We start from the raw sequence: 26,955 nt of genomic DNA, 5'->3' as shown, positions 1-26,955 counted from the left end.
ACCTACTTTACTTTCTTTCCATTATAACGTATTTCTATCACGTATCGTAAAGGAGATTCTGCGTTGTTCCTTTAGAACAGTTTTTTTACCGCTTCCTTTACCTTCGCTTCGTCCGCCAGATACGGGATGGTGATGTGGGCATCCTGATGCTTCTTGTTGAATTCCACCGCTACTTCAATCGCGTGTTCATTGCGCGCCCAGTTGCGGCGAGCAACGCCACCGATAACATCCCATGAAAGCGAGAGGCGAATGATTTCGTCCACGCGCTCCGATCCATCCAGCACTAAACCAAAGCCGCCGTTGATCGATTTGCCAATGCCGACACCACCGCCGTTGTGCAGAGCGATGAGACTCATGCCGCGCGCTGCGTTTCCGGCGTAGGTCTGAATCGCCATGTCGGCGCATACTTTGGAGCCATCATAAATGTTGGACGTTTCGCGGAACGGGGAATCCGTACCGGATACGTCATGATGGTCACGGCCAATCATCACCGGACCGATTTTTCCTTCGCGTACCAGCTTGTTGAATGCCAAAGCGATGTTCACGCGACCTTCTTCATCCTGATAAAGAATACGGGCTTCGGTACCGACGACCAGTTTGTTCTCTTCTGCGTCGCGAATCCAGTTGTAGTTATCACGATCCTGATAGCGACGATTCGGATCAATCGCATCCATCGCGGCATGGTCAGTGGCGACCAAGTCTTCATGTTTTCCGGAGAGGCATACCCAGCGGAACGGGCCATAGCCATAGTCAAACAGCAGCGGTCCCATAATATCTTCCACGTAGCTCGGCCAGATGAAGCCTTCCTTATCATCGATGCCGTTCTTGGAGATTTCTTTGACGCCGGAGTCATAAATCGCCTTCATGAACGAGTTACCGTAATCGAAGAAGTAGGTGCCCTTCTCGGTCAGTTTCTTGATGATGGCGAAGTGACGTGCCAGCGTTTTGTCTACCAGTTTGATGAAGCCGTCATGATCTTCTGCGAGCATACGCGTGCGCTCTTCGAAGGAGATGCCCACCGGGCAGTAGCCGCCGTCATATACATTGTGGCAGGAGGTCTGGTCGGAAAGCAGGTCGATGTGTACGTTGTTCTCGTACATGTATTCCAGAAGATCGACGATGTTGCCGTGATAGGCGATGGACATGGCTTCCTTCTTTTCGAGGGATTCTTTCGCCATCTTAACCGCTTCTTCCGGCGTTTCTGCCAATTTGGAAATCCAACCTTGCTCTAAGCGCGTTTCGATACGGCTGATATCCACTTCGGCGACAATGCCGACGGCATGTGCGATTTCGGCAGCTTTACCTTGTGCGCCGCTCATACCGCCCAAACCGGAAGTGACAAAGAGTTTTCCGGAAAGATCGTCTTCAGCGGAAAGTCCTAACTTCAAACGTCCGGCATTGAGAATGGTGTTGAACGTACCGTGAACGATGCCCTGGGGACCGATATACATCCAACCGCCGGCAGTCATCTGTCCGTAGTTGGTCACGCCCATTTCTTCGGCGATTTCCCAGTCTTCGTGATTGTCGTATTCGCCAATCAGCAAGCCGTTCGTGATGATGACGCGCGGCGAATTTTTGCGGGATTTGAATAAACCAAGCGGATGACCGGACTCCATAACCAGGGTGGTCTCGTCCGTCAGGTTCTCTAAGTACTTCTTGATCAGACGATATTGCATCCAGTCGTGGCAAACCGAGCCGGTTTCCCCATACGTGACTAACTCATACGGATACAATGCCACGTCAAAATCCAAGTTGTTATCGATCATGACCTGGAAGGCTTTGCCGTCAAGGCATTTTCCTTCGTATTCGTCAATCGGTTTGCCGTAGATACGGCCTTCCGGACGGAAACGATAACCATAGATACGGCCGCGCGTTTTCAATTCTTCCAAAAATTCCGGAATCAATTGTTCATGGAATTTCTCCGGAATATAGCGCAGCGCATTTTTCAGCGCCACTTCCGTTTGCGACTGTGTCAGACGGAAGCCACGGTCCGGAGCGCGACGGATGCCCTCCTGGAACTTTGGCATTTCCGGAAGCTCATCCATTTCCAAACGAATGGTCATGGCCTCCTCAATCTGTTTGTTCTCCAACATGTTTTCCTCCTTCAATACCCTACCATCCTGCGAAATGGTTTTCATTTGTCGATATGCTCATCCTACGCATGGCTCGTCTTTATACAGTCTATGAACATTTCTGTTTTTTCTCTAAGCGTCTAATTCTTTCCTGTCTTTCCTCCAACCGCTACGTCGTCGTCCTTTTGACGCACGATAAACAAACTGAGAAAAGAGAAAGAATGGGTATCCATGATAATAGAAAGCCTGTCTTATAGAAACAGACAAACGGGCAAAAGATATCCCATGTAACCACGCTACTAAAGATGTATCTACGTATCGAACTTGAGGAGGAACTATGACTGCAACACGAATTCTCACCCATTTCAATGAACTCTTTGTTCCACATGATCCGGGGCATCCGCTTCGGGGCAAAGAGATGAATGAGGCGACGATTTTGAAAGACGCTTACGTCGCCTTTGCGGACGACAAAATTCTCGCCATCGGAGAGGGCGAAGTACCCGCAGAACTGATGGACGAAAACACCATCGTGGAAGAACGACACGGTATGGTCGCCACACCGGGACTGATTGATTGCCATACCCATCTGGTTTACGGCGGAAGCCGCGAGCATGAGTTTTCCAAAAAACTCAACGGGATGAGCTATCTGGATATCTTGGCGGAAGGCGGCGGTATTCTTTCGACGCTGAAAGCGACGCGCGAATCTTCTTTCGAGACGCTGTACGACAAATCCAAAGACCTGTTGGAACAGATGATGATTCACGGCGTGACGACGGTCGAAGCGAAAAGCGGCTACGGTCTGAATTGGGAAACCGAGAAACGCCAACTCGAAGTGGTCAAAAAGCTCAATGAAGATCTGCCGGTTGATTTGGTTTCCACCTTTATGGCGGCGCATGTCATTCCGCCCGAATACAAAGAGAATCCGGATCCGCTGATTGACGAAATCATCACGATGCTGCCGAAAGTAAAAGAAGAACATCTTGCTGAATTTGTGGATGTGTTCTGTGATTCAGGCGTTTACAGCGCCGAGCAGTCCAGACGACTTTTGGAGGCAGCAAAGAAGGAAGGCTTTGCTCTTCGCATTCATGCCGATGAAATTGAGTCCATCGGTGGTTCTGCGGTTGCTGCGGAAGTGGGTGCTACCAGTGCGGAACATTTGATGGTCATTACCGATGAGGACATTCAAAAACTGGCGGATGCGCATGTCATCGGTGATCTTCTTCCGGCAACGACATTCTCCCTTATGGAGGACACGTATGCGCCGGCGCGGAAAATGATGGATGCCGGCATGGCGATTACCATCACCACCGATTCCAATCCGGGCTCCTGCCCCATGGCGAATCTCCAATTCGTCATGCAGCTGGGCTGCCTCTATTTGCGCATGACACCGACGGAAGTCTATAACGCCGTTACCATTAACGCCGCTTACTCCGTCCATCGCGAGAAAACGGTAGGCTCTCTGGACAAAGGCAAAAATGCCGATCTTACCGTCTTTGCCGTTCCGAATCTGGACTATCTGCTCTACTATTTTGCAACGAACCACGCCGTAGAAGTCTATAAAAACGGAAAATGTATCGTAAAAGACCGTCAGATGGTACGCGCCTAAGACACCGTTTTCGTCAAAAACGTCGAAAAGACATCCTACTTTTGACGTTTCGTAGATTCTTCTCGCTTACCATGATGCCATCATCGGGCGAAAGCGTACAAAAGCGAAACCGCTTTCTTCGTCGCCATTGCCTGATTACAAACCGTCAAAGGATCGTCAAATAAGGCATGGGCGATCCCCACTGCAGGAAGAACTTCCTGACCGATTTGAACTGTTACCCTGAACTATGTTGAAGGAGGAAAACAAGACCATGAAACGTGTAATGTGTATCCCGAACTACTCCGAAGGTCGCGACCTGGAAAAAGTCGAAAAGATCGCTGATTGCTTCCGTGCAAAAGAGGGACTCAAATTAGTGGATTACCAGCCGGACAAAGACCATAACCGCACGGTCGTGGAAGTCATCGGTGATCCGGAAGCGGTCATCAAAGCGGTGATTGAATCCGTCAAAGTGGCGAAAGAAGTCATCGACATGAGCAAGCACAGCGGCGGTCATCCGCGCATGGGTGCGGTGGACGTTGTCCCCTTCATCCCCATTACGGAATGCACGACCGAAGAATGTGTAGAATACGCCAAAGAAGTCGGCAAAGCCATCGGTGAATTGGACATTCCGGTCTATCTGTACGAAGATGCGGCTACCAAACCGGAGCGCAAGAACCTGGCGAAAGTCCGCAAGGGACAATACGAAGGCTTCTTCGAGAAAATCAAAGAAGATGGCTGGGAACCGGATTTCGGGCCGCGTGAAATGAACGTCAAGAGCGGTGCTACCGCCGTCGGCGCTCGTTTCCACCTCGTCGCTTTCAATGTCAACCTCAACACCGATAAAGTAGAGATTGCCGATGCCATCGCCAAGAAAGTCCGTCATATCGGCGGCGGTCTGCGCTTCGTGAAAGCCATCGGTCTTCCGCTGGAAGAACGTCATCAGACGCAGGTTTCGATGAACTTGGTCAATTACGAAAAAACCGCCATCTATCAGGCGATTGAAATGATTAAATCCGAAGCGGCTCGCTACGGCGTCAGCGTCTACGGCACCGAACTCATCGGCATGGTTCCTCTGCAAGCCTTAGTGGATTCTGCAGCATACTATATGCAGATTGAAAACTTCCGCGCTGACCAGATTATCGAGACCCTGTTAATTGAGGAGTAAACCATGGCCGAAGTAAAAACCGATATTGAAATCGCTAATTCTGTTGAAATGCAGCCCATCGTCGAAGTCGCTAAAAGAGCCGGCTTCGAGGAAGACGATTTGGAGCTGTACGGCAAATATAAAGCGAAAATCTCGCATGATGCCATCCAGCGTTTTGCGAACAAGAAGGATGGCAAACTGATTTTAGTTACCGCCATCACGCCGACACCGGCAGGCGAAGGAAAATCCACCTGCTCCATCGGTTTGACCATGGGGCTGAACAAAATCGGCAAGAACTCGGTTGTTGCCCTTCGTGAACCCTCTCTCGGACCGGTATTCGGCGTCAAAGGCGGCGCTGCCGGCGGCGGCTATGCGCAGGTCGTTCCGATGGAAGACATCAACCTGCACTTTACCGGCGACTTGCACGCCATGACGGCGGCAAACAACCTTCTGTCTGCCCTCATTGACAACCATCTGCAGCAGGGCAACGCCTTAAACATCGATGAACGCCGCATTGTCTGGAAGCGCGTTCTGGATATGAACGACCGCTCGCTGCGTAACGTCGTCATCGGTTTGGGCGGAAAAGCTGCCGGTGTACCGCGTGAAGACCACTTCATGATTACGGTAGCTTCTGAAGTTATGGCTGCGCTGTGCCTTGCTTCCGGTCTGGAAGACTTGAAAGAACGTCTCGCACGTATGATCGTCGCCTACAATAAAGAAGGCGCACCGGTTACGGCAGGCGACCTGAATGCGCAGGGCGCAATGGCTATGCTTTTGGTCGATGCTATTAAGCCGAATCTGGTACAGACGCTGGAGCATACGCCGGCACTCATCCACGGCGGTCCGTTTGCCAATATCGCGCACGGCTGCAACTCCCTCATCGCAACCAAACTGGGTCTGAAGATGGCAGATTACCTTGTCACCGAGGCAGGCTTCGGTGCCGATTTGGGCGCAGAAAAATTCTTCGACATCAAGTGCCGTCTCGGCGGTCTGAAACCGAATGCGGTTGTTATCGTGGCTACGATTAAAGCGCTGAAGATGCATGGTGGTGTGGACAAAAAAGAACTGAAAGGCGAAAACGTCGAAGCGGTAAAAGCCGGCTTTGCTAACCTCGGTCGTCACATCAAGAACATGCAGAGCTTTGGGCTGCCGACCATTGTCGCACTCAACCGCTTCATCTTCGATACCGATGCCGAAATTCAAGCCTTAACCGAACTCTGTGAGGAATACGGCGTGGAACTTTCCCTGTCCGACGGCTGGGCAAAGGGTGGTGACGGCATGACCGATTTGGCGGAGAAAGTCGTCAAAGCTGCCGATCAAGAAAACACCTTCCACTATCTCTATGATGTAGAATCCTCTATTCCGGAGAAATTAGACACCATCGTCAAAGACTACTACGGCGGCGCCAAAGTCACGCTGACGGCTGCGGCGAAAAAGCAGATTAAAACGCTGGAAAAACTCGGTCTTGACAAGATGCCCATCTGCATGGCGAAGACGCAATTCTCCTTCTCCGATGACAAAAATGCGGTCGGTGCGCCGAGCGGATTTGAAATCACCGTCCAGAATGTGCGTGTTTCCGCCGGTGCAGGATTCATCGTCTGCGAAACGGGCGACATCATGGTTATGCCGGGTCTGCCCAAAGTTCCGGCTGCCGACCACATGGATGTTGACGAAATGGGCAACATGGTCGGTCTGTTCTAAGACACCACAGTTAGCCTTTGCCCCCGTTTAAGCGATTTTCTTCGTTTCAAAAGAAACGGGGGCAGGCATTCTATCATCCCCTTTTTGGCAAATGACACAAGGGATGAAAAAGAGAAAAAGGAGAAACTATGTTAAAAGATTTAACCGTAACCGGTTTTATTGAAGAATTAGCTTCGGATTCTCCCGCTCCCGGCGGCGGCTCGGTTGCCGCTCTTGGCGCGGCGCAGACTGCAGCACTGTTTGCTATGGTCTGCTCCCTGACGGTGGGCAACAAGAAATACGAAGATGCCAAAGAAGAAATGACTGGCTACATTCCGGAGCTGAAGGAATACGAGAAATTCTTCATCGATGCCATCGATAACGATGCGAATTCCTTCAATGGCGTTATTGCGGCATTCAAACTGCCGAAGGAAACGGATGAAGAAAAAGCCATCCGCAAAGAAACCATTCAGAAGGAATACAAGAATGCGGCTAACGTTCCGCTTTCCACGGGCATGAAAGCCATGGAATTGCTCAAATACGCAGAACCGCTGATTCTTCGCGGCAACCAGAGCGCCATCACGGATGTCGGCGCCGGACTGCATTGCCTGCGCTCCGCCGTCGTCGTCGCATTCTACAACGTCAAGATTAATCTTGGCTCCATCAAGGACGAAGCCTACGTTGCCGAAACCCGTCGCAAGATGGACGAAGCCTTGCAGGAATTGGATGCGAAGATTGCTGCCTGCATTGAAAAAGTGGAAGCGGCGCTGGAATAACCTTCACGCTATGTATTGATCGAGAAACGGATCGTAAAGAAGATCCGAATCCCGTGATGTTCTCGCCGGAAGGCGTCGGTGTTTAATCGACTCCTTCCGGCTTTTTTTAATCCTCCTTATTCCTTACAAACACAACCAAAAACAATCCCCCTGCATGGTAATCTTTTCACCATGCAAGGGGTGTTTTCGAAAAACGCGATTCGCTTTTCTTTTCACAGCCGACTATAAAGAAGAATCGTTCTTTTCCTTAGTCAACCTCAATTCGTTCCGCTTCTTCGCAACCTTACTTGCGACGATTCTTCTTTCCACAAGCGACTGCACCGGCAGCACTCGTCAACAGAAGGGCAAGCGTATTTGCTCCATCACGTCTTCTAAAACACCATAAACAAAATATGCGCCGCAAGACCGGCGCACAATCCGCCGATCGTATGACTTAAAATTGAGCGCCCCGTCAACTCTTTGCAGCCGAGGGCTTCCATCATCGCCACATGGGTGGAAAGATAGCCTGACCAGCACATACAAATCGCGGTGAAGACGGCAATGTCGTTGCCGCTGACTGCGCCGACCTGCGCCATGTTTTTCACTACGCCGATGGCTGCACCGCTAGAGCCTAAAGCCGTAATGGGAACGGCAATGGCTTCTGCATTGGAGAAACCAAAAAGCGGACGCAATATAAAGGAAAGTTTTTGTCCCATCCAGGGAAGAACCGGAACGCCTTCTCCGGCTGCACCGGTATACACGCCGCCGGCTGCCGGACCATTCGTGAGCAAGAGAACGATGGTGCAAATGCCCAGAACACCGGGGATAATAGCAAAACCCATATCCACGCCTCTTTTTCCGCCATCAAGAAGCGCTTCGATGAACCGCTGGCCAACGCTTCCCGGACGCACAATACGCATAGTGGCGGGCAACGTGTCCAATGCGGCAACTTCTTCTTTGGCATGTGTGCCGTATTTCTTTTTGGTCGCCCGAAGCATCAGACGAACGCTCACGACGCTACCGATGACTGCGCCTAAATTGCCGATAAGCGCCGCTTTTAACGCACCTTCGATGGGCAACGCCATCATCGTGGTTGTGGTGATTAGCCCCATGCCGAATGCCGTGCCCAGATTGGTCAGCGCCGGTCGTTGGTACTTCTTGAAATAGCGAATGAAGTTCTCTTCGGTTGCCAAGGTCAGAATAGCGGGATTATCCGACAGATAACAGTTCATAACGCCAAGCGACGCTGCCCCCGGCAAATCGTAAATGGGCTTCATGATGAGCGACAGAATTTTATTGACCAAAGCAATTAAGCCAAATTCCGAGAACAGTCCGGATACCGCGCCGGCTAATACGGAAATCGCCATAATGTAAAAACAGGTATTCATCAGGCTCTCATACGCCGTATTCATGAGCGTCATCAACATGTTCGTCGCACCCATCACCTTTCCGATGCCGATGAAAAAGCCAAAAAAGCAGAGAAGAAATAAAACGCTTTCCAGCCCGAAAATCTTTTTTAGTCGTTGTTCGCCGTCCACCTCTATGCCTCCTTGACGTTTTGCTAATAGAAGTATAGCAAATCCAAATGGCTAAAAAACGATTTTCCGCTCTCTTTTCAAAATACAATACTTGATTCCCTATAAAAAATAATGCAAAATGAAAAATGAGAAGGAATATTCCGTCTCACTACACCACTATGGAAAAAGAAGGGTGTCCTTCGCGAAAGCATTGCGATAAACGAGGTCTCCCCCCCCCATAAAAAAACGGTGTATAAATAAGGAGGAGAAATGAACAAACCAAAGCAACCAACCAAGCACGTGTTTCGTGTCCTGATCGCCTTTCTTTTTGTTCTGGTCGGGGTGTTTGGCAGTGCTGTTTACGCCCAACAGCCCGAGACACGTAACGTCATCCATTCGATTGTCGCCACTTCCGACAAGGACATCACACCGCAATACAACAAAGACATTACAGAACCGAAATTCACCATTCAGCAGGGTGCGCCGGCTAAATTTTCGTACGATACCGGCGCATGGTACAAGAAGAATGGAGACAATTGGGAAGCCTATACGTTTGATCGTTTTATGGAAGGCACCTATCAGTATCGCATCCAAGTCCGCATCGATAGCGAGGATGGGACTAAGAATGTGTTGGATGAAAACGGCATAGACATTACCATCGATGACAAAAGCTGGGGACGCGGATCAAGCGTACGTTTAGGCGGTAACGCTTCCTCTGGTTGGGCAGTGTCTCCTGAATACGTGGTCACCGCTCCGCCGGATGCGGAACTTAATCTTGTTTATGACCCTAAATGGGTAATTCATGATGCCTCTGCCGGTGTCCCGATCACGCCCTTTTCTTTAGCCAGCGGCGTAATAGGCGGAACAAAGCCCTATACCTTTAAGAAAACAGCTGGACCGGACTGGTTGCAGATTTCACCTGACGGGATGGTGTCCGGTACGCCTACGAAAGACTTCGAAGAAGAAGACGATGATCCACTACGTCCTATTCCTAGTCAATTCTACGGTGTTCAAGTTACGGACAGCGCACCAAGTCCTGCGAAAAAGACTTGGCTCATTAAATTGCTCTACAAGAAGCCAGTTCCCCCATCTCCCATTGAGAAAGTAGTCCTCCGAGACATCGCTGCGACATCGAATTTGAAGGACATCGTTGCCTATGGCAAAAACTGCGAAGAAGCGCAGTTTACCGTTACAACAGGCAAACCGGCAAAATTCAGCTGGGGAGTGTGGTATAAAAAGGTGGATGGGGAATGGAAAGTTAACCGCGATACCACTTTTCAGGAAGGCGTCTATCAATACCAGGTACAAGTCCAAATCAGCGAAGAAGACGGAAAAAAATACTTACTGGATAAAGACCAGACCAACATTACGGTAGACGATATAAGCTGGGGAAAGCTTACCCAAGTCAATTCGATGGATAATTTCCACTTCGGTACAGCGATGTCTCCGGAATTTCACGTTGTCAAGCCGGCGCCTCCGGAAAACAAGCATATTACCGCGATGGCGTTAACGTTGGATCAATATGTCCTCGGGAAGAACCCCTTCGCGATTCAGGTCAATGTGCAAACGGATGGCATCCGCCCGCGAAATGCGGAACTGTTAACCTATGATGAACCGAACGATGCGTGGGTTGCTGCAAAAGGTGAGATTAAAGCGCAGACACGCTATCGCTTGCGCTTTACTTTCGCGGCAAAAGAGGGATATGATTTCGAAGGACTAACCAAAGAGAACATCGTACTGGGCGAAATCGGTGCAGCCATCCAATACGACGCCGATAAAAAGCAAGCGTTGTTCGATTTGCCGATGCTGCAAGAACCTCCTGCACCGACACCGGAATTTACGATTACGGTCGATCCGAACGGCGGAAACTGGGACGGGGATACGACAATCAGAACGGAAAAAATCAAAAAAGGCGATTTCTTCACTTTACCTGCTGCACCGACCAAAACAGGATATACATTTGTCTGCTGGAAAGGTTCTGTCTATCAGCCGGGCGATCAATACAAAGTAGAAGACGACCATGTGTTTACAGCAGAATGGAAAAAGGTGGAGAAACCAAAGCCGCACCATCCGGATACCGATAAGCCGCAAAAGCCCGACGACAGCGCCGCTCCCAGCACGCCGGATGACAGCAAGAATCCCAATGCGCCGGGGAACAACACAAAGCCCAATACGCCGGGAAGCAGTGCAAATCCCGGTACATCGGAGAAGAAAACGAACTCCACTACGACGGGAACGGCTATGGAGAATCGCACAAGAACCGCTCCGAAGACCGGCGATCCGGCAGGAATTGCGTTCTCCATGGCTACGCTCTTCACGATGATGGGATCGATGCTTGTTCTGCGCAAGAAAAGAAACCACGCTTAGACAAGTCCCATACGAATGCGCGGAAGCGTTCGGAAAACGACAACAGATAACAAAAAAACGCACGATTGGCATAGGACATCCCGGTCGTGCGTTTTTTCGAAGAGGTTTCCTCAAAGCCGCGAAGAGAGTACAATAGGAAGGTCAAGAACATACCATTGTAAAGCGTATGGGTTAGAAATCTTTTTCGCTTTAGGCAAGCGGTAAACAAACCACGAAGGGAAACGCTGTATGGAATATACTTGGTTGCTCTATTTTTTACTCTATGCCATGATCGGGTGGATGATGGAAGTCGGCTTTAACGCCATTCATTCCGGACGCTTTATCAACGCCGGCATGTTAAGCGGTCCTTGGTGTCCCATATACGGTTTTGGCGCATGTTCCGTCATCCTGTTTCTTTCGGATATTGCGGAAACCAATAAAATCCTGCTGTTTTTGGGGTCGATGTTCATTGCCTCGGTCATCGAATGGATCACCGGATTTCTGTTGGAAAAACTACTGCATCGCAAATGGTGGGATTATTCGGATCGTCCCTTCAATTTGGGCGGGTATATCTGCTTGGAATATTCCCTGCTTTGGGGCATGTGCTGTTTTGTACTCTACGAAGCCGTGCATCCGCTGATTCGCCGACTCGTCGAATTTTTGCCTGTCCGAACGGCATGGGTTCTGCTATTTGTGTTGTTCTTCTTCTTTCTTGTGGATGTCGTAAGCATGGTCGCTACCGTGCTTGGTCTAAACCGAAAATGGAAATATGCCCAAAAAATCACGGCGGATATGCGAAAAGTTTCCGATCGCATCGGAAGAGAAGTATATCAACGAGCCCGTGAGCTGGACGAAAAACGGCAAGCGCTTCAGGAAGAAGAGACCGCAAAGCGCATCGAAGAACGTATCGAAAAGCGTCGCACACGTCTTGTCGAGCGGTGGTTAGCGTTTAGTGAAAAACGAATTCTGAACGCCTTTCCGCACCTCCTACGGGAAAAGGAAGACGAAAAGAAGAATGCAGAAGGAAAGTGACATGTAAAATTATTCGGCAAGCAACCAATCGACAAGATGAAGAGATTTTATGCCCTCATACGAAGTGATAAAACTTCGATCCATAGATAACACGATTTTTTCATAGTTGTCTTGAATCATCTGTAGCGAGCGAAGTTCTCGTTCCTTATTCTGTGTCGATTGCATGCTTTCCGTAACTTGGATATATCTCTTATCGTTCGGTTTTTCTGCAATGAAATCAATTTCCACCTCACCAATTTTCCCAATCGATACCCGGTAGTCGCGACGAAGCAGTTCCAAAAAGACAATATTTTCCAGTATATGCCCTCGATCTGCATTGCGATATCCTAAAAGCATATTCCGGAAGCCCATGTCAACAATATAGTTCTTTCCTAATGTTTTGAGCAGTTGCTTACCTTTAACATCATAGCGACCGACGGAAAAGACGATAAATGCATCGCGGAGCATGGCAATATACTTATCCACTGTTTTTCCGGCGATATTATTTTTCTTCCCATTTTTAATCTCTCCCTCACTGGAAAGCACATTCCCAATGCTGTTCGGTGAGGTCGTACTTCCGATGGTAGAGCACAGATATAACATCACCTTTTCCAACATGCTCTGATCGATGCCCTTATTGCGCTGTAAAATATCTCGCAATACCACCGTGGAATAGATGCCTTCCAGCGCCTGACGGCTTCTCGCTTCGTTAAATGTGTAGGCTCTTAGAATGGGCATCCCACCAAATTGCAGATACTTCTGGAACTTTTCGTCTATTGCGACATCGGGGGCAAAGGTATAGAAATCCAAAAACTCCTTAAACGATAGCGGAAGCATTCGAATTTCCACATATCTACCGGAAAGAAGCGTAGAAAATTCCGTAGACAAAAGATAGGCATTGGAACCGGTAATGTAAATGTCCACATCAAAATCGAGGCGGAAGGATTCAATTGCTTTCTCCCAATGTTGAACGGCCTGTAACTCATCAAAAAGAAGATAATTCTTTCCTTTCTTCGCCATATGTTTACGCACATAATGGTAAAAAGAGAGGTATTCGCTCAATTCATGATAACGAAGAGATTCCATGTTCATATGAATAATGTTAGATTCCGGCACACCATGCTCTGTAAGGTATTGATGAAACAAATCCAGAAGGGATGATTTTCCACAACGGCGAATGCCGGTGACAATCTTCACCAAGTCCACGTCTTTATTCTGAATCAGCTGATTTAGATAATGGGGCCGATTAATCAATTCCACCATAATGAACCTCCGAATTTCCTTGCTTTAACTATACACCAATTTCCGAAAAAGTAAATAAGTTTCAGACTTGTAAGTCTGAAACTTATTTGTAAACGAAAGTTTTTGACTTGTAAGTCTGAAACTTATTCATTTGGATACCCCTACCGATTTTTTCAGTATAAATGGGTATAATGATAGAAAATTCTTACACGATGCAGAAGGAAAGTGACATGTATTATCTCTTAGTCGATATCGGCTCTACGTTTACCAAAGGCAGCCTCGTCGATACCGAAAAATGCCGTATTATCGGCCATGGAAAAGCCATTACCACCATTGAAACCAGTGTGATGGACGGCATTTATGACATGCTTAGCGACCTTTTAGCCGATGCGCAAAAACGAGGAAATTCTTTACGACCGATCCACGGAAAACCGTTTTGGGATCGTGCGCTGCTGTGCTCTTCTGCGGCCGGCGGTCTGAAAATGGTCTCGGTGGGGTTGGGACGGCACTTAACTGCGGAAGCCGCCACCCGTTCTGCTCTCGGTGCCGGCGCACGCATACTGAAAACTTACGCTTTAGAGCTTTCCACGGAAGATTTGCGTGAAATTGAGCGTTTGCATCCCGATATTCTCCTGCTTTCCGGCGGAACCAATCACGGAAACCGTCGAAGTCTGGTAGATCATGCGCGAAAACTGGCAACCCTCTCCATTCGCTTTCCCATTGTGATAGCCGGAAATACAGAAGTTGCGGACGAAGCGGCAGAAATTCTTGCCGAGTTTGATGTGACCGTCACGGAAAACGTCATGCCGCAGGTGAATGTACTAAACGCTGATCCGGCACGTCGCGAAATTCGCAGGCTCTTCATGGAGCGCATTACCCACGCCAAGGGGCTGGACGAAGTAAACGCAACCATCGGATCGGTGCTCACCCCTACGCCGGATGCCGCTTTGCAGGCGGCGCGTTTGCTTTCTCTCGGTACGGCGAATCGTAAAGGCATGGGCGATTTGCTTCTCGTCGATATTGGCGGAGCGACCACGGATATTCATTCCGTCGGAAAAGGAAAACCCGCCTCTTCGCGCATCACGATTGATGGACGAACAAGCGAGCTTCGTGTAGAAGGGCTGCAAGAACCTTTGGATAAGCGTACCGTCGAAGGCGATCTGGGAATGCGCTATTCCGCTTGGAGTCTTTATGAAAGTGTCGGTTCCGACGCTCTTACGACGCTGTATCCTGCCGATTATGCCAAGGAGTGCGCCATGCGAGCAAAGCACATCAAATGGATTCCGACGACGGCAGAAGATTTTGCGATCGACCGCGCCTTAGCGCGCTCCTGTGCGCAGGTGGCGCTCTCTCGTCACGTGGGCACACTTCGACGTGATTACGAAAAAGGACGGTATGTATATTACCTCTGTGGAAAAGATCTTTCGTCCTTCTCTGTCATACTGGGCACAGGTGGCGTGCTGGTGCATCAGGATGATCCGAAAGCGATTCTTCGTCCGGATGAGCATATCCTGCTGCCAAAAAATCCGGCGCTCTATCTGGATAAGGACTATATTCTTTCCGCCATGGGTCTGTTAGCCACCGAACAGCCCGACGTCGCCTTTGACCTGCTCTCTTCATCTCTCACTACGCTGTAACACTGTATTGGTAAGCCGGATGGAGATCGGCTTTTGCACAACGTTACGCCTCGCTTTCCTGCAAATAGGCGCGTTCAAAATGGTCTCGATGCGGATCAAGAAGAAGCAGCGCCTCATGCAAATACTCTTCTTTCGGACGCTCACAAACCGTCGCAAAAAGAGTGGCCTCGGGCGTATTTTCGGTTTCTTTGAGAAGACGATAGGCGGCATAATACGCCGTTCCCTGCGCACGGGGGTCGTTCATTTTCTGCGAACAATCCAGTGCCTGATGAAGATACGTGACGGCGTTCTCTTTTTCTTGCCCTTCCCAGGCTATCAATGCCATATATGCATCCAACACGGGACGTTTCCAGAAGGAATCAAATTTCCCGTACAGCGGATAGGCGCGCGTAAATTCTTCTTTTGCTTCCTGCCGTCTGCCTAAAGCGAAAAGGGACTTTCCCTTATTGATATAAAAGACGGACATGGCAGACAATGCGTTTTTGTCTTGCGAAAGCGTAATCGCTTCCTCAAATTCCTGCAAAGCCTCTTCATAACGCGCTTCATGAAAGCGAATTTCCCCGATATAATTGTGGGCGGCGGCAATATTAATGGCATAGCGGCGCGCCACTTCCGGCGTAACGGTAAACGTTTGAATGGACTCGTTGAGCAATTGCTCCGCCATGGTATGGTGACCAGTCATGATGTTGTAGAGTCCTTTCAGGCGCAGAAGAATGCCGATTTCCTTGTGGTAATTGCACTGCACAGCCAAATGCAACGCACCCTCAATATAGGAAAGCATCTCTTCCGCTTGATTGGTCTGAATATTATAGAAAATGAACTGTTTATAAGCTTCCAGTTCATAATCTTTATCGTTGAGCGTCTTTGCCTTGCCCACAGCCTCACGCATATCCTTTAATCCTTCGGCATACGCGCCGTCACGGATAAGATAGCGTCCCTTCATATAATAAAACTGCATTTCCAGGCGTATCAAATCCTCGCCTGCCGTACTGGTGCGCAGCGTATTGAATTTTTCCTCCAACGTCGCAAACATATCCTGCAGCCGGTCGCGGGAAATATAGGCTTTTTCTCCTTCGTCCGCTTCCTGAATACTCAAAATGGGGAATAGCTCGTGGGAGAAATTCAAATAGTAATTCAGCATCTCCAACTCAAACTGAATGCTCTTTAACGGTTCATCCGCACTGGTATAGTGGTAAACCAATTTGGAGTATAGATAAAGAGACGGTTTAATTTGCAGCGAGTCTTCCAAAATCTGCGCAATGCGTTTATGAATCACGCGACACTTAGAATGCGGCTGCATCATATAGATGTATTCTCTCAGCTTTACATGCGTAAAACGAATACCGATGTCGCTTTCATGCGCACGTTCGGTCAAGATATTGATATGCTCTAAATGCTCAATGAGACCAATGATGTCGGAATCGCTTCGTCCCATCAGATTCATCAACACCGACAGCGGCGCTTCATCATAGAAAAAGCTCACCAAATCCAGCACGTCGCGTTCTGGTTTCGATAAGTATGCAAAACGCGCACGCAGAGCATCCTTCATCTTTTCCGTCATCAGGGAATCTGTTTCGGACGTGGTCAGCAACTGCACAAATTCCGTCAGGAAAAAGGGATTGCCCTCTGTCTCGTGATAAATCTTCTCCATGATGGTCGAAGAAATCGGCTTTTTCAGCGCTTCTTTGATAAAGGCAAAGGACTGTTCGCGGTCAAAGCGTTCCAAAGCAATCGTTTCGACTAATCCGTAGCCCGTCAACGTCGCCAGGGCATCTTCCAACGCCTGGCTCATCTCCGGACGAGCGGTAAATAAAAACATGGCGCGTTTTTCCATCCGCAGCATCACTGACGTGAGAAGGCGCACGGAAACCTCATCCATCCATTGTATATCTTCAAGAACAATAATCAGTGGATGCTCCGCAGATATTTTACGTATGCCTTCCAAAAAAATCTGGCTCAGCAAATCAAAATTTAAGCCTTTACTCACCTCCGGAAAGAATAATTCTTTGGTTGCCGATTCCAGAGGCGGAAAAAGCTGTTTCATAGTGCTGTCCCAATACGTCGGCAGAGAAATGCCGAGGCGTTTCAGGGCTTCGCCCATGCGTTCAATCAGCACGGCAAAGGGACGAAGCGCATATTCCTGCTCCGCGCAATAGCAATACGCCTGCAATAGAACCGCCTCTTCTCCTGCTTCTTCGAGCGTTTTTCGCAGCAACGCGCTTTTACCGATACCCGCTTCGCCTTTTACAAGCTGCGATATCGCTTGATGGGCAGGCAAAAGCTGCAGATTTTTCTGCAAAAGGGCGCGTTCCTGAAAACGGCCATAGAAAAATTCTTCATGCGCTTTGCTTTGCCGGTCGGTAATTTCAATCTGGTTTACCGCCTCTTCATAAATCGTTCTGGTTTCGACATCCGGACTTACGCCCAGTTCGTCCCGCAATAGTTTTTTGAGGTTGTAATAGGTTTCAATAACCTTTCCCGTGCGTCCGGTTTTGGCATAGTAGCGCATCAACAGGCGTACACTGCGCTCGTCGTATTCGTCCATACTGATGAGGGTGTGAATGGATTTTTCCACGTTTTCGTTTTGCCCCTCTTCAATTTGCTTTTCCAATTGCTGATAGGCGTGCGCAATATACTTCTCTTCATAGAAACTGCGCATCCGCGTAACCCAAAAATCATATTGTTCCGAATCTTTGACATAGAAGCCCTGCAAAAAGGGACCGTCATAAAGTGCCAAATTTGTCACCGGATCTTCGGCGAAACACGTCGCATCACAGACCACGTCTAAAGAACGATTTAATTCTAAAAGGAGCTTTTTCGGGGAAAGAATGAAATCTTCTCCTATACAGCGTTTTGCCTGATAAATGGCATTGCGCAAATTTTTCTTGGCAATGGCTTCTTCTTCATCGGGCCAAAGCAATCCGGCAATTTCTGTGCGAGGAATGGTCTCATTTACTGCCAAATAATAAATCATGGCATTGATTTTGTTGTAGGGAAAAAAGATGCGTTCTCCATCCCGTTCCACATGGGGCACGCCAAATAATTTAATTCGTATCGTCACGAGACCCTCCTCTCTTTTCTGCCGAATGTCTTTCTCTATTATACTATACGTCAAAATATCGTCCACGATTTGACGGAAAAGAAGACAATGTTTTCCCCTTTTCCCACGAAAATAAGAAGGGAAAACTCTTCTTTCTTTCTCCTTTTTTTATCACCTTTGGACGCTTTACCGATACACTGTCAGCGACGAGCCTGAATGAGGCTTATTTGCTAAGCCATAGACCGCACGCAAACCGAGACGTTTCCTTGTTCGGCGATATCGAATACGATGTATGCGTCGGTCCGCTCAAGCGGAAAAGCCATTTTGAATATCCCTTCCAAATGGCAGGAGGCAATACAACTCTAAGGAGGAAACATGGAAAAAGTTATTTTGAATGGTTCGGATTTGACGCTGGATCAGCTGGTTGCCGTTGCGCGCAATCATGCCACCGTCGAATTGGCTCCCGAAACGGTCGATGCGGTTAAAAAATCCCGCGGCATCGTGGAAAAAATCGTCGAAGAGGAACGTGTCGTTTACGGTATTACAACCGGCTTCGGTTCCTTGCACAATGTACACATCTCCAAGGAAGACTGCGTTCAGTTGCAGGAAAACTTGATTCGTACCCACGCGGTCGGTGACGGTGCTCCGCTTCATGAAGACGAAGTTCGTGCGGTCATGCTGATTCGTGTTAATTCCTTAGTAAAAGGTGTTTCGGGTGTGCGTCTGATTACTGTGCAAACGCTCATCGATATGCTGAATAAGAACGTCGTTCCGCACATTCCGGAAAAAGGATCTTTGGGCGCTAGCGGTGACTTGGCTCCGCTTTCGCACATGGTTCTGCCGATGCTCGGTCTTGGTCGCGCCTTCTATGAAGGCAAGCTGATGAGCGGCAAAGAAGCGATGGCAAAAGCCGGCATCGAAACCATCCATCTGGAAGCTAAAGAAGGCTTGGCACTGAACAACGGCACCACCGTTCTTACGGCTGTCGGCGCTCTTGCCACCTATGATGCGATGCAGCTCTTAAAACTGTCGGATATCGCCGGTGCCCTCTCTCTCGAAGCGCATCGCGGCATCATCGATGCTTTCTATGAGAAACTGCACGCCATTCGTCCGCACGCCGGTTGCATTGCGACCGCAAAGAACATCCGCAACCTGACGGAAGGCTCGACCTACCTGACCCACACCGCCGAATTGCGCACGCAGGATGCCTACACGCTCCGTTGTATGCCGCAAATTCACGGCGCAAGCAAAGACACCATCAACTACGTGGCATCGAAAGTCGCCATCGAGTTGAATGCCGCCACCGATAACCCGATTGTCATCTCCGACACCGAGATTATTTCCGGCGGTAACTTCCATGGTGAGCCGATGGCACAGCCGTTTGACTTCCTGGGCATTGGCGCTGCCGAAATCGGTAACGTCTCCGAACGCCGCATTGAACGTTTGGTCAACCATCAGCTTTCTGACTTCCCGTCCTTCTTGGTCAAACATCCGGGTCTCAACTCCGGTTTCATGATTACGCAGTACAGCGCCGCTTCACTGGCATCCGAGAACAAGGTTCTTGCCCATCCGGCAAGCGTGGACTCGATTCCGTCCTGCGAGAACCAGGAAGACTTCGTCTCCATGGGTACCATCGCGGCACGCAAAGCGCGTGACATCGTCCGCAACAGTCTGCGCTGCGTCGCGACCGAAATGCTCGCCGCGGTTCAAGCCATCGATTTCCGCAAGGAAATGACGGACGGCAAGCTCGGTGTTGGTACACAAGCTGCTTATGACGCGGTTCGTGAAAAACTCAACTTCATCGCCGATGACCACGAAGTGGAAATGTACGATGAGCTGGAAAAGATCACCGCACTTCTGCTTGACGGCAGCCTCCTGAAGGCCGTCGAAGAGAAAGTTTCGTTGGATTTGCAATAATCCACGTACAACGGCAGAATAAAAACGGGAGAGGAAACCTCAGGGGTTTCCTCTCCTGTTTTTGTTTTATTGATTTTCTATACTTAAGCGAGACATCAAAATCCTTGAGAGTATCACTTTGCTTCATTCATTTTGGAATAGATGGCAAATCATTATAGACTTTCTACTATTCTCTGAGCAATCAAATCTCATTTTGCACACTCTAATCCTTAATTGCATTATGCTCGTGCTTTTTCACTCTCAGACAGAAGCATTGCCATATTCAAAAAAGCTCTAAAATCAAAAATTCCCAGTACACTCGTTTTGGTAGGGACATTAATGTCCCTACCATTTTCTTTTGCTGCATCTCTGAACGCATTCAATTTTTTGCCTTTTAAAACGCAATAGCCATTTTTCTCCAATTCCTCAGAATTTTGTTCCAAATATCTGCTAATGGTACGAATGTCAACCTCAAAGTAAGAGGCGGTCATCTCACGTGTTACATAAACTTTTCCATCCCATAGAATTCCATCTATGCCAGACTTTTCCTGAATCTCGGTAACAGCTATTTCATTATTTAGGATGTTCTGTCTATCCAGTCTTGAATTCGTTAAATCCTTTGACATAAATTCAAACACTCCTTCAGCTATCTAGGTCTCAATCGTAGTAATTCAGATTTATTCTTTTTCCTCATTTCGTCCCCGTAAGGATGTTACCTTTCTTACTTCAACGACAATCACTCCGGCAAGCCAAAGCGACACAAATTCAAGATTCATCCAGTCAAAAATCGCCGGGTATTCTACCACCGGCATAATACAAGCAGCGTAAAACACACCGCTGGCGCCTGCGTAAAGCACACCCCCAATAATAAAAGGCTTGCTGAGGATGGTTCCCTTCTCACGATAATACAGAACCAAATAGACGACGAGTGTCACAACAAAAAGGATACCGATCACCCATTTAGCAACAGCGAGAAGAGAAAGAAAGAAGTCAACCGAACTCTCTTGTTTGGGCACGACAGTCTCCGTCATCGCCGTCCACTTTTCGGGGGTCATTTGACGAAAATTGATGAATGTCTCGTGTTGAAGGACAAAAGCAGCAGAGAAGAAGAGCAGTTGCCAAAGAATATTCAGAGGAATTGTCCATTTTAGCCAATCATGCCAATTTTTCTTTGATGTGCTCTTGTTATTCATAGTAAGACCTCCCTTCACGATAAGCCGTCCTCTTTATTACGGTATTTACCCCTCTATTCTTAAAACAAAGGCACTAAACCTATTGTTTCTCATATAGCGCATAATGCTGCGGTGCTTCAAAGAAAAAGTCTGCACGATCAATGAGCCGATAGCCGGGAAATTCCCGCTCCTCTCCTCTTGTGACGATAAAATCGACACGCCCTTCACGAATGGCATCGTCTTGTTCCTGCTCCATTTCCGAGGACGGAAGATTCAGCCGACAGAAAGCGCGAACATTCGGAACAATGCCCGTTGCCGTGTAAAAGCCGCCGTCTAAGAAACCGTAGTTTAGAAGCGTAGGATGCTCTTTTTTCAGAATCTGTTGCGCAAAACGATATTGAGGCATCTCTTCACGAACCGTTCCCCGCAAATAGGCATTCGGCGAAAAGAACGTGGCATAGCTGACAGCAAAAGCCAAGGTCAATATACCGATCGGAACGCAAGAAGAAAGTGCTTTTCGCCCTCCACGCCTTTTCCAATTTGTATTCTCCTGCGGCATTTCAGTCGATAACCCCCTTCCTTCCCCGACCACGCGCTGCCAAAAGACGACCGTCCATTCCCTTAGCGCGACACATCCGATACAGGCAAAAATAGAGAGTGGCAGCGCATAATAGGTATAAAAACGTCCGCCAATATAGATAAAGAAGAGCAGAAAAAAGGCTTGAAACAGCAAATGAAGGAAGGTTCGCAAAGGACGATAAATCAAACACCAGAATAGACCAAGCGCCCCTAAGCGGAATACAACACCAAGCACTGTCCTGGCAATGCCATACCCGGTTTGCAGATTGAACAATAGCGCATTTCCTTCGCCATCGATTCGCGAATAGGAGAAAATGTTCGCGAAAAAATAGCCTTCAAACAAGGCAGAAAGAGCACCATGATAAAGAAAGTAGAGCAAAATCGGTAGAGTAACGATGAGCAAGCCCGTTACAATACCGCCAATAAGGGAACATAGCGCACGCATACCGGATGCCTTCACCGTGACACATGCCACTACGATAAACCAGCCGATATACAAACCGACCAAGGTAAATTTGCTCCAAAACACCATGCCCGACGTAATGCCGATGGCGACGGCTTGACCGAAGCGCAACGTTTGTTTTCGTTCCACCACCGACAGCCCCAGATAGAGTGCATAAGCAAGCGGCGCTAAAGCCAACTGTTCAACACTATCCCCATGCGCAAAGGAATGCGAAGTAAAAACAAGTGCGCCCATAAGAGGAAGAAGAAGGAGTACACCCGACTTTTTAGTCAATAGGCGGCAGGAGCGATAGCTATACCATAGGAAGCCGAAGGCGGCAGCTATTTCCAACAGATATACGCCAAAAAAAGTGCGGAAGGAAATCATAGCGGCAACGGCGTGAAGCATATACAAAAATGGACCCTTTTGTTCCCACAAGTCGCGATACGGCAGAAGACCGTGTAACATGGATTTTCCAACGGTAAAAAAGCAGTTGGCATCCACCCAGTCATTAAATGGATAGAGTGGGGACGACTTGGAACAAAGCGTAATCAATAGCACGGCGGAAAGCAAAAGATAGACCGCTGCCATGCCTTGGCGAAATCTTTGCGGTGGCGTTTCTGAAGGCTTTGTTACTTCCGAAATGCAAGATTCTCCTGAAAGAGAAGATTCATTGCTGGGTTTATTCATCGAGGTCATAGTGATCGTTTCCTTCATTATCAGAAGAGTGGGATAACCTGTTGTTGTCGTAGCTCTCTCATTTCTGTATTTTCTGTGCTTTTTCCGCCTCCAAAAAACACGACGTGGTTTTCTCTTCTGTGCGCTCCGCGATGATATAACGCGGACGGCGTTTCGTTTCCATATAAATCTTGCCCACATATTCACCGATTACGCCCAAGCAAATGAGTTGAATCCCGCCAAGAAGCGCCGTCGAAAGCACTGTGCTGGACCATCCGGGGACACTGTTTCCGGTAAAATACGAAATCAACACCCAAATAATCAACAAAAAACTCAATAGTGAAATAAGGAGCCCGAATCCTGTAATGAGGCGAATCGGCTTTACACTCAAACTCGTCACCCCATCAAAGGCGAGTGCCAGCATTTTTCGTAAGGGATAATGGCTCTCTCCTGCCAAACGTTCACTGCGGTCATAGTAAACGCTGGTGCTGCGAAAGCCGACTAAGGGAAACATGCCGCGAAGGAAGATGTTGACTTCCCGAAAATCCGAAAAGGCTTCTAATACGCGCTTGGATACCAAGCGATAATCCGCATGATTGTATACGACATCCGCGCCCATCCAACGTAATAATTTGTAAAAACCCTGCGCACTGGAACGCTTGAACCACGTGTCTGTATCGCGCTTTTTGCGCACACCATAAACGATATCGCATCCGTTCAAATACGCATCCACCATCTCATCCATGGCAGAAAGGTCATCCTGTCCGTCGCAGTCGATGGAAATGGTAATCTCCGCCTTTTCCTTAGCTTCCATCAGCCCTGCCAGAAGCGCATTTTGATGCCCCCGATTACGGCTCAGCAAAACGCCTTCCACCTCTTCATATTCTTGTGCTGCCTGTTGAATCCATTTCCACGTAGCATCTTTACTTCCGTCATCGACAAAAAGAAGACGACTTTTCGCATCTATTTTTCCTTGCTCCACCATCTTGTTCCGCCGGGCGCGGAAAAGAGGCAGCGTCACCGGCAAAACGCTCTCTTCGTTGTAACAAGGGATAACGATGTAGAGTATCGGGCGCATGATCCCTCCTTATGTCAAAACGCTTTTGATCTTTTTTCATCATAGCAGATCTTGTGTCGCAGGAGGGTTCCAAAATATGTGCGTATATTGTGATGACTTTCGATGAGGTAAAAACCCTGCAATCTCTGTCAAAAAATGGATGACCAATGATAAAAGATACGCGATTTTACAATATTGGCAAGTTTCGTACTGCATAATATAATTATTGTATCAATTTAATCGTAATCCCGAATGGTTCATACGTTGTGTCAACGAAAGAGAGGACAGTCAAATGGGCGTTCCTTACAGCAAATAATATACTCTGCTTGTCGGTCGAGGCGTGAAGAAAAAGACCTGTAAGAGGCGGCTGACGTTAGTCCTTTGGCAATTACAGAACTCGCAAAAGACGCGTATGTTCGGTCGATGTGATTATGCGAGTTTTCTGCGTATTGAACGTCGGTATCGATGATATCATGGGAGTCACAAAAGATTCATAAAGGCGTTTAAAATAGATAATGTTTATTTTGTAAAAGTCCGCAGCCGTGCTGCACTCTTTTACCCCCCCCTATTAAGTTCCGATAATTTTGCGTTATCGGAAGCAACAGAAAGAGGCATTGCCATGGGCGACCTAATGGAAAAACATGAAATGACGGAGGAGGACATCAAACTTCAGTTCATTACCCCGGCCATTGAGGGCGCTGGCTGGGACAAGCAGAAACAAATCCGCATGGAGTACAACTTCACGGACGGTCGTGTCATCGTCCGCGGAAATGCCACGGCCAGAGGAAAGAGAAAGCGCACAGACTATCTGCTTTACTACAAGCCCAATATCCCGCTGGCTATCGTCGAGGCGAAGGATAACAGGCACAGCGTTGGTGCCGGGATGCAGCAGGCCATCGAATACGCCGAAGTTCTGGATATTCCGTTTGTGTACAGCTCGAATGGCGACGGTTTCCTGGAACACGATAGGAAGACTGGAAAAGAGCGCGAACTGACGCTTGAACAGTTTCCCTCGCCGCAGTCTCTCTGGCAGCGTCACATTGGGGACGAACACTTCACGCCGGAGCAGGAGCAGCTCATCACCGAGCCGTATTATTTCCAACCGGGCGATAAGACACCTCGCTACTATCAGCGCATCGCTATCAACCGCACCGTTGACGCAGTAGCCCGTGGGCAGAACCGTATTCTCCTCGTTATGGCGACCGGCACAGGCAAGACCTACACCGCATTCCAGATTATCCACCGCCTTTGGAAGTCCGGCCGAAAGAAAAAGATCCTGTTCCTCGCTGACCGTAACATCCTCGTTGACCAGACCATGCAACAGGACTTCAAGCCCTTTGCAAAAGTCATGACGAAAATCGAGGGCAAAAAGCTGGACAGTTCCTACGAGCTGTATCTGTCCCTCTATCAGCAGTTGGCGGGTGATGAGAATGAAGAGCCGTTCCGTGCATTCCAGCCGGATTTCTTCGACCTCATCGTTATTGACGAGTGTCACCGTGGCAGCGCCAAGGAGGACTCCCGTTGGCGCAGGATACTCGAGTATTTCCACAGTGCAACACAGATCGGCATGACGGCTACGCCGAAGGAAACGAAAGAGGTATCCAATATCTCGTACTTCGGCGAACCCATTTATACATACAGTCTGAAACAAGGTATCGACGACGGCTTCCTCGCTCCGTACAAAGTTCTCCGTGTTGGCTTGGACAAAGACCTGGAAGGTTGGCGTCCCACGGCTGGTCAGCACGACATCTACGGTTATGAGATCGAAGACCGGGAGTACAATACCAAGGATTACGACAAAAACCTCATCATCGATGAGCGCATCACCGCCGTAGCAAAGCGCATCACTCGCTTTTTGAAAGAGAACGACCGCTTTGCCAAGACCATTGTTTTCTGCGTGGACATCGACCATGCAGAGCGGATGCGGCAGGCGCTCGTAAATGAGAACAGTGACCTCGTAGCGGAGAATGCCAAGTATGTAATGCGTATCACCGGTGACAACGCCGAAGGCAAGGCACAGCTCGATTACTTCATCGCAGAAGACAGCAAATACCCCGTGATCGTCACGACCTCCAAACTGATGACGACTGGCGTGGACTGCAAAACGTGCCGACTCATCGTTCTGGATAACAACATAAACTCCATGACCGAGTTTAAGCAGATCATCGGTCGTGGCACACGCCTCAAGCCCGACTACGGCAAAGAGTATTTCACCATTATGGATTTCCGAAACGCCTGCCGTCTCTTTGCGGATCCGGAATTTGATGGCGACCCGATTTCTATCATTGATGATGACAATGAGCCCGGAAAAGAGCCACCCATCGACCCGCCGAAGCCGCTCGTTCCGACTCCCGATCCCGATGGTGGAACCGACGTCCCGCCCGAAAAGAAGCATAAATTCCGGGTGCGTGGTGTCGAAGTCACGATTCTGAATGAGCGAGTCCAATACTACGATAAGGATGGCAAACTCATCACGGAAAGCGTGACGGACTACTCTAAGAAGAACATCCTCGGCGAGTATGCCACCCTAGATTCCTTCCTCCACGCCTGGAATTCCGAGGAGAAGAAGCAAGCCATAATTGACGAACTGCAGGAGCAAGGCGTCCTTCTGGAAGCGCTGCGGCAAATCGCCGGGAATAAGGATATTGACGATTTTGACCTCATCTGTCACATTGCCTACGATAAAGCACCGTTGACGAAGGCAGAGCGGGCGAACGATGTCCGCAAGCGTGGATACCTCTACAAATATTCCGGCTTGGCACAAGAAGTTCTGAGTGCGTTGCTGGACAAGTATAGGAACGAGGGCATTCAGGACATCGATAACCTCGAAATTCTGTCCAATGACCCATTCCGCAAATTCGGCACGCCCATGAAGATTGCAAAGCTATTCGGCGGAAAAAGCGGCTACATGCAAGCCATCCGTGATTTGCAGAAGGAAATCTACGCTGCGTAAGGAGAATATAATATATGAGTTTAAATAACCTGGTAAAGCGACTGCAGGACATCATGCGCAATGACGCAGGCATCAACGGCGATGCCCAGCCTATCGAGCAGATGGTTGTGATTCTCTTTCTGAAGGTGTATGACGCCAAGGAAGAGATA

The 26,955-nt window shown here is 48.7% G+C and carries 17 protein-coding genes; 9 read left to right on the top strand and 8 right to left on the bottom strand.

Annotated elements, in window-relative coordinates; all coding sequences use genetic code 11:
- Window positions 1–71 precede the first annotated feature (71 nt).
- Window positions 72–2,093, bottom strand: a complete 2,022-nt coding sequence (locus RDL68_RS02110) for a urocanate hydratase (protein ID WP_308540021.1) — start codon at window positions 2,091–2,093, stop codon at window positions 72–74.
- Between the two features lie 316 nt (window positions 2,094–2,409).
- Between RDL68_RS02110 and hutI the strand changes: the two genes are divergently transcribed.
- From hutI to RDL68_RS02090, 4 genes are all read left to right on the top strand, one after another.
- Window positions 2,410–3,678: an imidazolonepropionase gene (gene hutI, locus RDL68_RS02105; RefSeq protein WP_308540020.1), complete on the top strand. Its 1,269-nt coding sequence runs from the start codon at window positions 2,410–2,412 to the stop codon at window positions 3,676–3,678.
- Between the two features lie 250 nt (window positions 3,679–3,928).
- Window positions 3,929–4,822: a glutamate formimidoyltransferase gene (gene ftcD, locus RDL68_RS02100; protein WP_308540019.1), complete on the top strand. Its 894-nt coding sequence runs from the start codon at window positions 3,929–3,931 to the stop codon at window positions 4,820–4,822.
- A 3-nt stretch (window positions 4,823–4,825) separates the two neighbouring features.
- A complete protein-coding gene (locus RDL68_RS02095) occupies window positions 4,826–6,502 on the top strand; it encodes a formate--tetrahydrofolate ligase (protein ID WP_308540018.1) in 1,677 nt (558 codons plus the stop codon).
- Window positions 6,503–6,630: 128 nt separating this feature from the next.
- The gene (locus RDL68_RS02090) at window positions 6,631–7,257 is read left to right on the top strand and encodes a cyclodeaminase/cyclohydrolase family protein (protein WP_308540017.1); all 627 of its coding nucleotides are present in this window, start codon (window positions 6,631–6,633) and stop codon (window positions 7,255–7,257) included.
- A 371-nt stretch (window positions 7,258–7,628) separates the two neighbouring features.
- Here the strand turns inward: RDL68_RS02090 and RDL68_RS02085 are convergent, their stop codons facing one another.
- Window positions 7,629–8,678 carry a hypothetical protein gene (locus RDL68_RS02085; protein WP_308540028.1) on the bottom strand — a complete coding sequence of 350 codons (1,050 nt, stop codon included), beginning with the start codon at window positions 8,676–8,678 and terminating at the stop codon, window positions 7,629–7,631.
- Between the two features lie 345 nt (window positions 8,679–9,023).
- Between RDL68_RS02085 and RDL68_RS02080 the strand changes: the two genes are divergently transcribed.
- Together RDL68_RS02080 and RDL68_RS02075 are read left to right on the top strand one after the other, a co-directional pair.
- Entirely contained in the window at window positions 9,024–11,120 is a 2,097-nt protein-coding gene (locus tag RDL68_RS02080) for an InlB B-repeat-containing protein (protein WP_308540016.1), read from the top strand.
- 228 nt (window positions 11,121–11,348) lie between these two features.
- Window positions 11,349–12,131, top strand: a complete 783-nt coding sequence (locus tag RDL68_RS02075) for a hypothetical protein (protein WP_308540015.1) — start codon at window positions 11,349–11,351, stop codon at window positions 12,129–12,131.
- Window positions 12,132–12,140: 9 nt separating this feature from the next.
- Here the strand turns inward: RDL68_RS02075 and RDL68_RS02070 are convergent, their stop codons facing one another.
- Window positions 12,141–13,373 carry an ATP-binding protein gene (locus RDL68_RS02070; protein WP_308540014.1) on the bottom strand — a complete coding sequence of 411 codons (1,233 nt, stop codon included), beginning with the start codon at window positions 13,371–13,373 and terminating at the stop codon, window positions 12,141–12,143.
- A 209-nt stretch (window positions 13,374–13,582) separates the two neighbouring features.
- Here RDL68_RS02070 and glmL point away from each other — a divergent pair, with 209 nt between their 5' ends.
- The gene (gene glmL, locus RDL68_RS02065) at window positions 13,583–14,989 is read left to right on the top strand and encodes a methylaspartate mutase accessory protein GlmL (protein ID WP_308540013.1); all 1,407 of its coding nucleotides are present in this window, start codon (window positions 13,583–13,585) and stop codon (window positions 14,987–14,989) included.
- 43 nt (window positions 14,990–15,032) lie between these two features.
- Here glmL and RDL68_RS02060 read toward each other — a convergent pair whose 3' ends face one another.
- Window positions 15,033–18,050: a BTAD domain-containing putative transcriptional regulator gene (locus RDL68_RS02060; protein ID WP_308540012.1), complete on the bottom strand. Its 3,018-nt coding sequence runs from the start codon at window positions 18,048–18,050 to the stop codon at window positions 15,033–15,035.
- 354 nt (window positions 18,051–18,404) lie between these two features.
- On the opposite strand from RDL68_RS02060, the gene hutH reads away from it, so the two are divergent.
- Window positions 18,405–19,946: a histidine ammonia-lyase gene (gene hutH, locus RDL68_RS02055; protein ID WP_308540011.1), complete on the top strand. Its 1,542-nt coding sequence runs from the start codon at window positions 18,405–18,407 to the stop codon at window positions 19,944–19,946.
- A gap of 218 nt (window positions 19,947–20,164) precedes the next feature.
- Here the strand turns inward: hutH and RDL68_RS02050 are convergent, their stop codons facing one another.
- From RDL68_RS02050 to RDL68_RS02035, 4 genes are all read right to left on the bottom strand, one after another.
- Window positions 20,165–20,551 carry a hypothetical protein gene (locus RDL68_RS02050; protein WP_308540010.1) on the bottom strand — a complete coding sequence of 129 codons (387 nt, stop codon included), beginning with the start codon at window positions 20,549–20,551 and terminating at the stop codon, window positions 20,165–20,167.
- Window positions 20,552–20,602: 51 nt separating this feature from the next.
- Complete coding sequence (locus tag RDL68_RS02045; protein WP_308540009.1) at window positions 20,603–21,118, bottom strand: hypothetical protein; 516 nt, start codon at window positions 21,116–21,118, stop codon at window positions 20,603–20,605.
- Window positions 21,119–21,197: 79 nt separating this feature from the next.
- Window positions 21,198–22,835 (bottom strand): hypothetical protein, encoded by a 1,638-nt coding sequence (locus RDL68_RS02040; RefSeq protein ID WP_308540008.1) that lies wholly within the window; start codon window positions 22,833–22,835, stop codon window positions 21,198–21,200.
- A gap of 40 nt (window positions 22,836–22,875) precedes the next feature.
- A complete protein-coding gene (locus RDL68_RS02035) occupies window positions 22,876–23,874 on the bottom strand; it encodes a glycosyltransferase family 2 protein (RefSeq protein ID WP_308540007.1) in 999 nt (332 codons plus the stop codon).
- Between the two features lie 598 nt (window positions 23,875–24,472).
- Here RDL68_RS02035 and hsdR point away from each other — a divergent pair.
- The gene (gene hsdR, locus RDL68_RS02030) at window positions 24,473–26,806 is read left to right on the top strand and encodes an EcoAI/FtnUII family type I restriction enzme subunit R (RefSeq protein ID WP_308540006.1); all 2,334 of its coding nucleotides are present in this window, start codon (window positions 24,473–24,475) and stop codon (window positions 26,804–26,806) included.
- Window positions 26,807–26,955 lie beyond the last annotated feature (149 nt).

It is taken from the genome of uncultured Murdochiella sp. (genome assembly GCF_902488755.1).
Lineage (GTDB): Bacteria > Bacillota > Clostridia > Tissierellales > Peptoniphilaceae > Murdochiella.
Note: the sequence above shows the minus strand (reverse complement) of the source record. Positions and strands in the feature narration are given on the sequence as shown.